Genomic DNA, 11710 nt, shown 5'->3' on the forward strand with positions numbered 1-11710 from the left:
AGATCAGCTCTCGCCCAGTGCCCCAACCACCTGGTCGACACTGGCCTTCAAACCGGCAAACGCATCCTCAGGGTCACTCTGCACCACCACCAGCTTCGCCCCGGCAGCCTTGATCACCTCGGCCACCGCCGCGTCCGGTTGCCGATGGTCCAGCACCAGTGCCACATCCTGCGCTTTCAGGTTCTCTCCCAGCGCCTGGAGCGCGGCAGCGTCCCATTCGGTCGGCAGCGCTTGCTCCACCACATCCAGGTTCAAGCCGCTGGCCAGGTAACCCAACCGCTCGGACAAGCTCACCACCGTCAGGTTGTCGACCTTGGCCAGGCGCGTCTGGCTGCTGGCCGATAGCTCAAGCAACTGGCGCTTGAGCCCTGCTAGGTTGCCCTGGATCTTCGCCTTGTCGTCCGGTGCCAGCCGTTCCAGGTCATTGGCTACCACATCGGCCATGCGCCCGAGGTTGGTCGGGTTGAGCCAGGGGTAGGTGCCGTAGGCATCATCACCTGTGACCGCAATGCCGGGCAGCGCGCCATCCACCGGGCGTGCGGCATCGATTTCGACGATGCGGATGTTGCTGCGTCGGGCCATCGGGTACAGCGGGTCGTCACGCCAGATCGAGCGTACACCGATCACCGCGTCGGCCTGCTTTGCGGCTTTCTCCAGGCTGGGGCCACCGCGCGAGCTGAAATACGACGGCTGGCGGCTGGCCGGCAGGTTGGCCGGTGCCGCCCGTTTGAGTTGCACCGCCGTGCCGTCAAGCAGGGCGCTGGCCAGGCTGTGGGTGATGGGCAGGGTGGTCAGCACTTGCGTGGCAAAAGACAGCGACGGCAGGCCGGACAAGGCCAGCGCCAGGGTCAGGCGTTTCAGGTTCATGCCGGGTTTCCTTGCAGGCGTGGGACGAGGGCGCGGGCCAGGGCGGCCAGGGCAAAGCAGATGCCGGCGACCAGGATGATCGCGGCGCCCGACGGTACGGGCAGGTCGAAGACGATCGGCAGCAGGATGCCGAGCAGCGTGCTCAAGGTGGCGATCAGTACCGAGACGAAGAAAAACCCCTGGAGCGACTGGCTGACCAGGCGTGCAGCCGCAGCGGGGATGACCAGCAATGCACCGACCAGAATGGCCCCGATCACCTTCACTGCGGCCACGGTCACCAGGGTCACCAGCACCACGAACAGGTAATCCAGGGTTTTCACCGCCACCCCGCGCACGGCCGCCAGTTGCGGGTTGAAACTGGCCAGCATGATGCGGTTGTACAGCGGCACGGCCAGAGCCAGCACCAGTACTGCGACGATACCCAGCACCACCAGGTCCTGGCCGCTGACGGTCAGCACCGAGCCGAACAGCACGTTTTCGAGGATGTGCACGTTGATCTTGCCGGCCAGCATCAGCAGCAGGCTGGCGCCCAGCGCCAGCGACACCGACAGGAACACGCCGATCAGCGTGTCGGGTGATAGACCGGTGCGGTTGCGCAGGAAGTTGAGCAAGATGCCGAACAGCAGGCAGTAGCCGAACAGGCTGCCATAAGGGCCGGTGTAGGGCTCACCAAGCAGGATGCCGATGGCTACCCCGGTCAGTGCAGCATGGCCCACGGCTTCGGAAAAGAACGCAAAGCGCTTGACCACCACCAGGGTGCCCAGGCCGCCCAGTACCGGGCCAATCATCAGGCCAGCCAGCAAGGCATTGACCACGAAGCCGTAGGCCAGAGCCTCAGGCAAGTAACCAGCCGTGGCCCAGTCCTGGACCAGTTGGCGAAAGGCTTCAAAACTCATGAGGCAAGGCTCTCGCTACGCGGGTGAACAGAGAACAGGCCAAGCAGGCGCTCTGGTGTGAGGGCCTGGGCCGGCGGGGCATCGAACAACACCTGGCGGCTCAGGCCAGTGACCCGGTCGGCCAGGCGCAGCACGGCCTCCAGGTCGTGTTCTATCCACAGCACTGTGGTGCCGGCCTGGCGCCAGCCCTGCAGTAACTGCTCGAACACCTGGATACCGGCTTCATCGAGGGCAGACATGGGCTCGTCCAGTACCAGCAATTGCGGCTCGGGGATCAGGCCTTGGGCCAACAGCACACGCTGGCGTTCGCCGCCAGACAAGGCGCCCATGCGCCGTTTGCGCTTGTCGAGCATGCCGACCCGCGCCAAGGCCGCATCGATGGCCGGCTGCACGCGGCGCGACAAGCCGAGAAACGCCGGGCGCCGCTGGCACATGGCAGCCATGAAGTCATCTACGGTCATTGGCAGGCCGCGGTCGAACTCCAGCGCTTGTGGCACATAACCGATCACCTCGCGCTCACCCGGCCAATGCAGGGTCAGTTGGCCCTGGTGTGGCATTTGCCCGAGCAGGGTCTTGATCAGTGAACTCTTGCCGCCGCCGTTGGGGCCGACGATGGCATGCACGCTCCCGGCAGCAACGCCGAAGCTGACGTGTTCAAGGATGCGTGTACGGCCCAGGGTGAGGTCGACGTCGGCGAACTCGATGCGTGGCCCACAGGCCTTCACCAGGTTGGCGGCGACGGTCATGCGCGGTTCTCCTGGATGGCGCGCACCACGGTGTCGAGGTTGCGCTTCATCTCCACTTCGTACTTATCTTTGGTGTATTCACCGTAGGAAATGTGCGTCAGAGGGTACAGGCGTACGCCGGATTCACGTTGGATGGTTTCGACATAGGCGGACGGGAAGTCCATTTCCGAGAAGATCACCTTCACATCCAGGGCTTTGAGCTGGTCGATGGTCTTTTTCAGCTGGGCCGGGCTGGGCTCGATGCCGTGGGCCGGTTCGACCACGGCGGTCACCTCCAGGCCGAAGTCGCGCACCAGGTAGTCGTAGGCGGCATGGATGGTGGCAACCCGGAAGGTGGCGCTGGGCGCTTCGGTTACCTTGGCCAGCGCCTCGGCACGCAGGGCGCGCAGGCGTTTGGCATAGGCGCGGGCGTTTTGCGTATACAACTTGGCGTTGTCCGGGTCGAGCTTGCCCAGTTCGCGGGCGATGTTGTTGACCTGGGCGATGGTGGTGCTGATGGACAGGAAGGTGTGCGGGTTGACCACCTTGCCGGCGCCGCGCGCTGCAATGCCCGTGGCTGCCAGCAACGGTACGTTCTGGTTGGCCTCGATAGTTGCGATGCCGGGTTTTTCGCTGGCGGCAATCATGCGGTCGGCAAAGTCGTCATGGCCGACACCGTTGAGCACCACCACGTCCAGCGTGCCGATGCGCTTGATGTCCTCGGCCCGTGGCTCGTAGGCGTGCGGGTTGAAGCCCGCCGGAATCAGCGGCACCACTTCGGCCTTGTCGCCGACGATGTTGGTCACATAGCTGTAGTAGGGGTGCAGGGTGATGCCAATACGCAGGGGCTTGCCGTTATCGGCCAGGGCCAGTGCCGGCAGGGCAAAGGCCAGGAGCAGGGCGAGGGCGGAGCGGAACATGGGTGGGAGTCCTTGGGTTCAGTGACGGTGTTCGCGGGTAACCCCGGCGTCGTAGTGGCTGACCACTTGCTGCCAACCTGCAGCGATCAAGGCCGCCTGGCCGAGATCGTCCGGGATGACGGCAGCGCTGTCGCGGCGCAACCAGACATCGGCCTGGCCGGTGCTGTTCGCCGGCAGGATCAGCAGCAGGCTGCCGGCAACTTCAGGGGCCTGACTGCGGCCCAGGTAAGCGCCGGATTCCAGCCACGACCACTGATGACTGCCACGGCCCTGGCTGCCGGCATCCACCACGAATGGCGGCAGGCCTTCTTCGGCCAGTGCCTGCACGCTCGGCACGGCGGCGTTTTCCTCACGCAGCAGCTGGATCTCGTCGAAGGCCACCCGCAGGTCGGTGTACAGGCCTTGCTCGGCAGCGGTGAGGTCGCGGCGGGCGTCAATCTGGTGGCTGGCGATGGCCTGCTCATCCACGCGTTCGCCACGCAACAGCACCACACTGGCGGCGAGCACCACGATCAGCAGGCTGGCCAGCAGCACGTACAGGGTTTCGTGCCCGGCGCCGGCCGGGCGAATCACTTGAGCGCGGCTCATGGCTGGGCGATATCGGCGTAGTCGACTTCCACCACGTGCCCGGGGCCGGCGTCGAACAGCACGTAGAATTCGCCGTCCGGGCGTTTGAAGGTGAGCGTGGAGTCGTCACCCAGCTTGCCGCCGACCAGTACTTGCTCGTCATAGCCGATCACGTCCAGGGTCACCCCGGCGGCACCGCTGCCGTCCGAGAAGCCACCGGTGCATGTGACCTGGCCGCTGGCCAGTTCTTCGCATTCGCACATCGGGTTGTGTGCCAGAGCAGGGCCAGCGGCCAGTACCAGCAAGGGCAGGGCGAGGGTGCGCATCAGGTGTTTCATTTCTTGCCTCCTTGTTTCTCGAGCCAGGCCACGGTGGCAGGCGATGCCTGGGCCAGGGGGACGGATGCCTGGTGCATGCTGCCGTCCCAACCTTCCAGGGTGATCCAGATCTGTGCGTCGGGTTTGGTACGCGGCGGGATAGGCAGGTTGGTGCCCATGCGGTAGGGGGCGCCAAAGAAGAGGGTGCCGGCAGCGCGCAGGCTGCGCGGTTTGCCGATGCGCAGGTAAACAGCCTTGACGTCTTTCATGCAGGCTTTGCACAAGGACGCGCTGAAGGACTTGAAGTGGCCGGCGGGCCCGTCTTCGCGTGGTGCTTCGTCACGCAGTTCAGCCAAGTCCAGCGTGTAAGGGCCGGCCTGGATGCCACTGATCACGTTCGCCCCCAAGCCTGCGTCGCCACGAAACAGCTTGGCGTCGCTGAAATACTTGGGCATGAAGCCCAGCGGGACGAGGATCAGCAGGATGTTCAGATGAAAGCGCCACTTCAGCCACCACTGCTTCAGCGGGCTGGCGGGCACGGCCTGGGCGTGGCTCATGGTTGGGTCTCCAGTGTGGTCTGGCTGCGTGCGGCACGGGGCGCACGGTCACTGCGCTTGAGGGCGGCTGCGGTGGCCTGGGCGGTACGCTTGGTCCAGATCAGCAAGCCGCTGAGCACCATCAAGGTGAGTATCAGGCCGAAGAAGAACCAGATCAGCTTGATGGGCAATCCGCCAAAGTCACCGGTGTGCAAGGGGCGCATGGACTCGGTGACGAACTCCAGCGTGGAGCGGTCGCTGAGCAGGAATTGGCTGTCGACGTTGCGTGTGTAAGGGTTGACCGCAGCGCTTTGGAACATCAGCGGATACCAGCCGCGCCCGCCCATGGAAACGTGGCTGTAGGCGGTCGCCGGCAACGAAATGAAGGTGATGTCCAGGCCTGGAATCGCCAGGCCGGCAATACGTGCCGCCTCATCGAGGTCAATGCGCGGGGCAGGGGTGCCATCCGGCGTTTGCGGCACATCTTCACGGGCGATCACCGGCACGATAGGCCGGCTGGAAATGGTGATGTGGTTGTCCGAAAGCAGCGCCTGGATCAGGAACCAGGTGCCGGTGATGGAAATGACCGCGATGAACCAGATTGACCACACCCCCGCCAGGCGATGCAGGTCGCCCCAGAAAATACGTGAGCCGTGCCCGGTGCGCACCGGTTTGAAGAAGCCTTTCCAGAACTTCTTGTACACCACCAGCCCGGTGACCAGAGAGGCCAGCATGGGCAGGCCGAGAAGCGAAACCAGGTACCAGCCCCAGCTGAAGCCATTGGTGAAAGGCACCAGCCACCAGCCGTGCAGGGCACGGGTAAAGGCTTCGAAGTTGAAGTCAGGGGACTTGCCCTGGATGACGCCGGTGTAGGGGTTGACGTACAGCGTCGGGCTGGTGCCGTCGGGGTACGTGACATCGGCCAGCAGGGCAAAGTGCGAGCCGTCGGGCTGTCTGAGCGACTCCACGAACATGTCTGGCTCGGCTTTGCGCATGGCGTCCAGTACCTGCTGGAAGCTCAGGCGCTCGGCATCACCGTCGGGCTTGCTCGCGCGTACATCCGGGTTAGCCAGCCAGACGATTTCCTGGCTGACCACGGCGAGCATGCCGGTGAAGCACACGATCAGCACAAAGAACCAGATCGGCAAGGCGAGCCAGCTGTGGACCAGGAACCACAGCCTGGATTTGGATTTTTTCGGTGATTTGGCCATCAGACGGTCTTCTGCAATGGGTGGTCGAGCGTGTGCCCAACCAAAGAGGGCTGTACTGATAAGGACGAATGAGAATTGAAAACCTGCCGTTTTAAATGCAAGTAAATGTTTCAGAGGGCACAAAGCCGGCCTGCGCGCGAGGCGACAGGCCGGCCTTGAGGGTGCGTAGCACAGGGGTCAGGCGCGGGTCAGGGCCGCAGCGGGTTGCGCTTTGCCGTGCAATTGCGCCAGGTCCTGATACAGGGCGCGGCCGATTTCTGCGGCACGGGCCGGCAGTACGGAGAGCAGGGTGTCACTCAGGCCGTGGCTGTTTTCGCAGAAGCCCTGCAAGTACACCGAGGCCTGCAGGTCGGGGCTGGCCAGCACGCGGTAGTTGCGGTCGACGCTGAAGTCGTCCAGGTAACCGGCCAACGGTGCCAGCAGGTCACGGTGCGAGCGGCGCTCGTAGCCGGTGGCAAGGATAACGGCATCGTAGCGGTGGGTTTGCTGCTGGCCGGTAGCGAGGTCGCGCAGGGTCAGCTCCAGGCCTTCGCGCGTGGCCACCACGGCTTCCACCTGGCGCCGGCACAGCACATTGTGGCGGTGCTGGTGGGCGACTTTCTGCCGGTAGAGGATGCCGTAGATGCGTTCGATCAGGTTGAGGTCGACCACTGAATAGTTGGTGTTGTGGTACTCGCCCAGCAGCTTGCTGCGCTGGTCGGCGGGTTCGTTGTAGACCAGGTCGGTGTAGTCCGGCGAGAAAATCTCGTTGACGAACGGGCTGTCGTCGGCCGGTTTGAGGGCCGAACCGCGCAGTATCATGTCGACCTTGACGCTCGGGTAGCTGTCGTTCAGGTCGATAAACGCCTCGGCGGCGCTCTGGCCCGAACCGATCACAGCGATGCGCATCGGTTTGCCGTCGGTGCACGGCAGCTTGTTCAGGCTGCTCAGGTATTGGGAGTGGTGGAACACCCGTGGGTCGTCCTTGAAGGCGCCGAACTTTTCCGGGATTTTCGGCGTTCCGCCGCTGCCGACTACCACCGAGCGGGTGCGGCGGCTGTATTCGCGGCCCTGTGCATCGCGTGCGATCACACGCAGGTGTTCTACCCGGCCATCCTGCAGTTCCGGTTCGATACGCAGCACTTCCTGGCCATACACGGCTTGGGTGGCGAAGTGTTCGGCGGCCCAGCGCAGGTAGTCGTTGTACTCCAGGCGGCAGGGGTAGAAGGTGCCGAGGTTGATGAAGTCGGCCAGGCGCTGCTTCTGGTGCAGGTAGTTGACGAAACTGTAGGGGCTGGTGGGGTTGCGCAGCGACACCAGGTCTTTCAGGAACGAGATCTGCAACTCACTCTGGGTGGCCAGGGTTTCGCCGTGCCAGCGGTAGTCTTGTTGCTTGTCGATGAACTGCGCATCGAGGGCATGGCCCTGGGACTCGGCGAGTTCTTCCAGGGCGATGGCCAGGGCCAGGTTGGAAGGGCCGAAGCCCACGCCGATCAGGTCCTTGATAGTTTCCGGGTTTGCAGACTGGCTCATGGCTGCGGTTCCATAGTGGTCGAATGTGGACGCCGCCGGGAGGGGCCGGCGCTTGCGTGTGTACATTGGGTGGAACGAGCCAAACGATGGGGAATTTACTGGCGGGCGGCCGCCCCACTGCTACACGGGCTAAAGACCTGCGTGCTGCGGCCGATAGGCAAAACACTGCAAGGACCCATTTTGCAACGCAGGGAGACAGACATGACAGGAATTGCAGCAGTCAGCATCAGCACCACGGCACAGGCGTTGAGCACGACCCAGAGCGCCGAGAGCCAGGACGCGCAAAAGGCTGAAGAGGGTGGAACAGTCGCTCAGACCGACGCCTCCAGGGCGAACGGTGGCGGCCAGGCCCAAGGGGCCCAGGGCAGCAGTGAAAGCTCGGAGCCTGCGCACATCAAGCAATTGCGCGAGATGATCAAGAAGCTGCAGAAGCAATTGGCCGACGAACAGAAACAACTGGCCCAGTTGATGGCGCAGAAGATGGAAGAAACCGCCAAGATGGCAGCTGTGAGTGCCAAGCAGGCGAGCATCGCGACCATCAATGGGGAAATCCTGCAGGCAACTGCGCAGTTGCTCGAAGCGCTGCAGACGTCAGGTGGCAGCAGTGCAGGGGGGATGGTCAATACGCAGGCATGATACGACTGGGGCCTGCAAAGGCCCCAGCGAGACCGTTTGGGTTTACTCGGAAACCAGGCGTCCCTTGTTCTGCCGGTCTGCCTTGTACTGCATGGCCACTGCCGGCGCTGGTTTGGCGGCACCGGTTTCCAGCCACTGACGCATGCGGCTGGCATCGGCGAAGTGGGTGTACTTGCCGAACGCATCCAGGATGACCATGGCCACCGGGCGGTTGTCCATGCGGGTCAGCAGCACCAGGCAGTGCCCGGCTTCGTTGGTGAAGCCGGTCTTGGTCAGTTTGATGTCCCAGTTGTTCTTGTTCACCAGGTGGTCGGTGTTACGGAAGCCCAGTGTGTAGTTGGGCTTGCGGAAGGCCACGGTTTTTTCGCGTGTGGTCGACAGCTCGCTCAGCATCGGGTACTTGCGCGAGGCCATCAGCAGCTTGGCCAGGTCACGGGCGGTGGATACGTTCTGTGTCGACAGGCCGGTCGGCTCGACATACCGGGTATGTGCCATGCCCAGGCTGCGAGCCTTGGCATTCATCGCCTTGATGAACGCCGGGTAGCCACCTGGGTAGGCGTTGGCCAGGGAGTTGGCAGCACGGTTTTCCGACGACATCAGGGTAATCAGCAGCGTTTCGCGGCGGTCAAGCTGGCTGCCCAGGCGCACGCGCGAATACACGCCTTTCATTTCCGGGTTGTTGGCAATGGTCATGGTGAGCATCTCATCCATGGGCAGTTTGGCATCCAGCACCACCATCGCTGTCATCAGTTTGGTCACCGAGGCAATCGGCACCACGCGGTCGGCATGGCTGGCGTACAGCTCCTGGTTGGTGTTCAGGTCGATCAACAAGGCGCTGCCTGAAGCCAGGTGCAGCTTGGACGGGTCGCGTTGAACCTGGGCCGGGGGTTGTGCAGCAGCGGTCGACGGAAGGGTCGCGGTTCCTGTGAGCAACAGCAGCAGGCTGAGGATAGACAGGGATGTTTTCACGTTGAGGCTCACTAAAAGTTGGTATGTCGTTGGCTGTGCAAGGGTTTTCCCCCTAAACCGCTGCATTGTGGAGTATGGCCCAAACGCTGTCGAATGCCTTATGACTAAAGGGCGCAAGGTGAACGATATTTAATGCTGTACCAATTCTGTACCAATTACGTTCGTTTCCAGCTTCGCCAGTTCTGCCCAGTCGTTAGCTGAATTCAACCACTTGGCGTAGGTCGTGAGCAGCACCTGGACGGAGTGCCCGAGCTGGCCAGCGATGAAGGCAGGGTTCATGCCCGACATAAGGCACATCGTGGCATAGGTAGTGGTGAGCCAGCACCGCACTGGGGAATGGCTCGATTTCGGCGTACCATTCGGCACGCCAGTTCAGCGGGTGCCAGGCGACAGTTGCAGCTTCGATGCCGCTGCATACGCTGCCATAGTTGATGGGCATTGGTTCCCCCAGCGTTTATGACGAGATTTTCAGGAGAGGTTGTTTTGGACGAGGAATGGTTTCAGCGATTTTTTATCGACAAAAAAACTGGCCGCAAACATCGGATTTACAAATTCCGTGGTCGGCCATGCAAAAGAGTTGTTCTTAAATCCAAGATTTGCGACCAGCTCGCCGGCTACGCTCTTATTCAAAAAGACTTGAAGAGCGCTATAGTCTGGATGAAGGAAATCGAGCGTATACACTCGGCGCAACCGAAGGTTGATGGAGGTTTCTTTTATGCCGAAAATCGAGAGGCCTATGACTTAGTCAAGGGTCTATTTGTTGCGTCACTTACGTTTTACGGAAAATGTTTCTCTAGGGAAACTCCGAACAAGTTGCTCATCAGTCGGAAATGGGCGGCTTAGGGATGCCGAAAAGCCCGCTTTTCAGTCGCTGATTATTGGATAACCAAGGCAAAGCCTTGGTTATCTGGACTCACGGGCGCACCTCTCCCGCAGCAGGCAATAATTGCCGGCGCACCATCCACAGATTCGACAGGGCAAACAGCGTGGTCAGTTGCGCCGTGTTCTTGGCCAAGCCGCGAAAACGAGTCTTTACATAGCCGAACTGGCGTTTGATCACCCGGAACGGGTGCTCCACCTTCGCACGCACTTGCGCCTTGGCCTTTTCGATCTTGCGCTTGGCTTGGTAGAGCACGCTGCGTTTGCTCAAGTGTTTGTAGGTGCTGCGGCGGGCAGCGACCTGCCATATCACCTGCCGTCCCTCGTGTTCTGGCCGCTTTTCCACGCCTGTGTAACCCGCATCCGCACACACGACATTCTCTTCGCCATGCAATAGCTGAGCGACCTCCGTCACGTCAGCTACGTTCGCGGCGGTGCCATGAACGTGATGCACCAGACCCGATTCAGCATCCGCGCCGATGTGGGCCTTTATGCCGAAATAGTACTGGTTGCCCTTCTTCGTTTGATGCATTTCAGGATCGCGCTTGCCTTCCTTGTTCTTGGTCGAACTGGGCGCGTGGATGATGGTCGCGTCGACAATGGTGCCCTGGCGCAACGACAGGCCCTTGTCTTGCAGGTAATTGTTGATGGTTTCCAGAATGCCGGTTGCCAACTGATGCTTCTCCAGCAGGTGCCGGAAGTTCATGATCGTCGTGTCTTCGGGGATCGGAGCGCTGAGCGTCAGACGAGCGAACTGGCGCATCGAAGTGATCTCGTACAGCGCCTCTTCCATGGCGGGATCGCTCAAAGAGAACCAATTCTGCAGCAGGTGAATGCGCAGCATGGTTTCCAGAGGATAAGGCTTGCGGCCACCGCCAGCCTTTGGGTAGCGAGGCTCAATCAACGCCACCAGTCCACTCCACGGAACCACCTGTTCCATCTCGGCCAGGAAACGCTCGCGACGGGTTTGCTTGCGCTTGCCGGTGTACTCGAAATCGGAAAAGCTCATCTGACTCATGGGATGGCGGACTTGTAGACGGCAGTTGGACGGAGGGCTATTTCAGCACAGGTCAGATGGCCTGTGCTGACTTGATCGGAGAATCCCTAAGGAAACTCTGAAGAAGACTTCCTGATTTTGGCAAAATGTCCGGACTCCACCCGCCGAGGTTCCGATGAAGCAGATGACCTTCGCCGACGCCGAGTACGCCGGCAAGCGCAAACAAACCCGCAAAGAGCTGTTCCTGATCGAGATGGATCAGGTAGTGCCGTGGAAAGGTTTGGTCGCTCTGATCGACCCGCACTACCCCAAAGGTGAGGGTGGTCGTCCGGCGTACCCGTTGATGGCGATGCTGCGCATACATCTGATGCAGAACTGGTTTGGCTACAGCGACCCTGCGATGGAGGAAGCGCTGTACGAGACCACCATCCTGCGCCAGTTTGCCGGACTGAGCCTGGAGCGCATTCCGGATGAAACCACCATTCTCAACTTCCGCCGCCTGCTGGAGAAACACGAACTGGCTGCCGGCATCCTGGCTGTGATCAATGGCTACCTAGGTGACCGAGGTTTGTCGTTGCGCCAAGGCACTATCGTCGATGCAACGCTGATCAACGCGCCAAGTTCGACCAAGAACAAGGACGGCAAGCGTGACCCGGAAATGCACCAGACCAGGAAGGG

The 11710-nt window shown here is 61.7% G+C and carries 13 protein-coding genes and 1 pseudogene; 2 read left to right on the forward strand and 12 right to left on the reverse strand.

Going from position 1 to position 11710, the window contains the following annotated elements:
* Positions 1–3: 3 nt before the first annotated feature.
* The 9 genes from ACF8MI_RS04865 to ACF8MI_RS04905 all read right to left on the reverse strand — a co-directional run bounded on the left by ACF8MI_RS04865 (position 4) and on the right by ACF8MI_RS04905 (position 7551).
* On the reverse strand, positions 4–867 hold the full coding sequence (locus ACF8MI_RS04865; protein WP_104835088.1) for a metal ABC transporter solute-binding protein, Zn/Mn family: 864 nt from the start codon (positions 865–867) through the stop codon (positions 4–6).
* On the reverse strand, positions 864–1763 hold the full coding sequence (locus tag ACF8MI_RS04870; protein WP_104835086.1) for a metal ABC transporter permease: 900 nt from the start codon (positions 1761–1763) through the stop codon (positions 864–866). Before ACF8MI_RS04870 ends, ACF8MI_RS04865 begins: the two co-directional genes overlap by 4 nt.
* The gene (locus ACF8MI_RS04875) at positions 1760–2509 is read right to left on the reverse strand and encodes a metal ABC transporter ATP-binding protein (RefSeq protein WP_104835085.1); all 750 of its coding nucleotides are present in this window, start codon (positions 2507–2509) and stop codon (positions 1760–1762) included. Before ACF8MI_RS04875 ends, ACF8MI_RS04870 begins: the two co-directional genes overlap by 4 nt.
* The gene (locus ACF8MI_RS04880) at positions 2506–3408 is read right to left on the reverse strand and encodes a metal ABC transporter substrate-binding protein (RefSeq protein ID WP_060501645.1); all 903 of its coding nucleotides are present in this window, start codon (positions 3406–3408) and stop codon (positions 2506–2508) included. Before ACF8MI_RS04880 ends, ACF8MI_RS04875 begins: the two co-directional genes overlap by 4 nt.
* An 18-nt stretch (positions 3409–3426) precedes the next feature.
* On the reverse strand, positions 3427–3996 hold the full coding sequence (locus ACF8MI_RS04885; RefSeq protein ID WP_060501643.1) for a DUF6162 family protein: 570 nt from the start codon (positions 3994–3996) through the stop codon (positions 3427–3429).
* Entirely contained in the window at positions 3993–4313 is a 321-nt protein-coding gene (locus ACF8MI_RS04890; protein WP_060501641.1) for a hypothetical protein, read from the reverse strand. The genes ACF8MI_RS04885 and ACF8MI_RS04890 overlap by 4 nt, the downstream gene beginning before the upstream one ends.
* Positions 4310–4849, reverse strand: coding sequence for a hypothetical protein (locus ACF8MI_RS04895; RefSeq protein ID WP_060501639.1), 540 nt, complete (start codon positions 4847–4849; stop codon positions 4310–4312). Before ACF8MI_RS04895 ends, ACF8MI_RS04890 begins: the two co-directional genes overlap by 4 nt.
* On the reverse strand, positions 4846–6039 hold the full coding sequence (locus tag ACF8MI_RS04900; protein WP_060501637.1) for a PepSY domain-containing protein: 1194 nt from the start codon (positions 6037–6039) through the stop codon (positions 4846–4848). The genes ACF8MI_RS04895 and ACF8MI_RS04900 overlap by 4 nt, the downstream gene beginning before the upstream one ends.
* A gap of 177 nt (positions 6040–6216) precedes the next feature.
* Positions 6217–7551: a lysine N(6)-hydroxylase/L-ornithine N(5)-oxygenase family protein gene (locus tag ACF8MI_RS04905; RefSeq protein ID WP_104835082.1), complete on the reverse strand. Its 1335-nt coding sequence runs from the start codon at positions 7549–7551 to the stop codon at positions 6217–6219.
* A 201-nt stretch (positions 7552–7752) separates the two neighbouring features.
* Between ACF8MI_RS04905 and ACF8MI_RS04910 the strand changes: the two genes are divergently transcribed.
* Positions 7753–8187 carry a hypothetical protein gene (locus ACF8MI_RS04910; RefSeq protein ID WP_060501633.1) on the forward strand — a complete coding sequence of 145 codons (435 nt, stop codon included), beginning with the start codon at positions 7753–7755 and terminating at the stop codon, positions 8185–8187.
* 42 nt (positions 8188–8229) lie between these two features.
* On the opposite strand, the gene pbpG is transcribed toward ACF8MI_RS04910, so the two are convergent.
* The 3 genes and pseudogenes from pbpG to ACF8MI_RS04925 form a co-directional block, all read right to left on the reverse strand.
* The gene (gene pbpG, locus ACF8MI_RS04915) at positions 8230–9156 is read right to left on the reverse strand and encodes a D-alanyl-D-alanine endopeptidase (protein WP_223624865.1); all 927 of its coding nucleotides are present in this window, start codon (positions 9154–9156) and stop codon (positions 8230–8232) included.
* Positions 9157–9285: 129 nt separating this feature from the next.
* A pseudogene (locus ACF8MI_RS04920) lies at positions 9286–9465 on the reverse strand (site-specific integrase); the annotation flags it as partial.
* Positions 9466–10069: 604 nt separating this feature from the next.
* The gene (locus tag ACF8MI_RS04925) at positions 10070–11053 is read right to left on the reverse strand and encodes an IS5-like element IS2000 family transposase (protein WP_200929329.1); all 984 of its coding nucleotides are present in this window, start codon (positions 11051–11053) and stop codon (positions 10070–10072) included.
* Positions 11054–11207: 154 nt separating this feature from the next.
* On the opposite strand from ACF8MI_RS04925, the gene ACF8MI_RS04930 reads away from it, so the two are divergent.
* Positions 11208–11710, forward strand: a 503-nt coding sequence (locus ACF8MI_RS04930; RefSeq protein WP_392517389.1) for an IS5 family transposase, incomplete at its 3' end; no start/stop codon positions are given.

Source organism: Pseudomonas sp. yb_9 (genome assembly GCF_043103635.1).
In the GTDB taxonomy this organism is placed as follows: domain Bacteria; phylum Pseudomonadota; class Gammaproteobacteria; order Pseudomonadales; family Pseudomonadaceae; genus Aquipseudomonas; species Aquipseudomonas monteilii.

What these genes read in the sequence shown, in the direction of transcription:
- ACF8MI_RS04865 (WP_104835088.1), bottom strand. Translation starts at nt 867, where the DNA reads ATGAACCTGAAACGCCTGACCCTGGCGCTGGCCTTGTCCGGCCTGCCG.
- ACF8MI_RS04870 (WP_104835086.1), bottom strand. Translation starts at nt 1,763, where the DNA reads ATGAGTTTTGAAGCCTTTCGCCAACTGGTCCAGGACTGGGCCACGGCT.
- ACF8MI_RS04875 (WP_104835085.1), bottom strand. Translation starts at nt 2,509, where the DNA reads ATGACCGTCGCCGCCAACCTGGTGAAGGCCTGTGGGCCACGCATCGAG.
- ACF8MI_RS04880 (WP_060501645.1), bottom strand. Translation starts at nt 3,408, where the DNA reads ATGTTCCGCTCCGCCCTCGCCCTGCTCCTGGCCTTTGCCCTGCCGGCA.
- ACF8MI_RS04885 (WP_060501643.1), bottom strand. Translation starts at nt 3,996, where the DNA reads ATGAGCCGCGCTCAAGTGATTCGCCCGGCCGGCGCCGGGCACGAAACC.
- ACF8MI_RS04890 (WP_060501641.1), bottom strand. Translation starts at nt 4,313, where the DNA reads ATGAAACACCTGATGCGCACCCTCGCCCTGCCCTTGCTGGTACTGGCC.
- ACF8MI_RS04895 (WP_060501639.1), bottom strand. Translation starts at nt 4,849, where the DNA reads ATGAGCCACGCCCAGGCCGTGCCCGCCAGCCCGCTGAAGCAGTGGTGG.
- ACF8MI_RS04900 (WP_060501637.1), bottom strand. Translation starts at nt 6,039, where the DNA reads ATGGCCAAATCACCGAAAAAATCCAAATCCAGGCTGTGGTTCCTGGTC.
- ACF8MI_RS04905 (WP_104835082.1), bottom strand. Translation starts at nt 7,551, where the DNA reads ATGAGCCAGTCTGCAAACCCGGAAACTATCAAGGACCTGATCGGCGTG.
- ACF8MI_RS04910 (WP_060501633.1), top strand. Translation starts at nt 7,753, where the DNA reads ATGACAGGAATTGCAGCAGTCAGCATCAGCACCACGGCACAGGCGTTG.
- ACF8MI_RS04925 (WP_200929329.1), bottom strand. Translation starts at nt 11,053, where the DNA reads ATGAGTCAGATGAGCTTTTCCGATTTCGAGTACACCGGCAAGCGCAAG.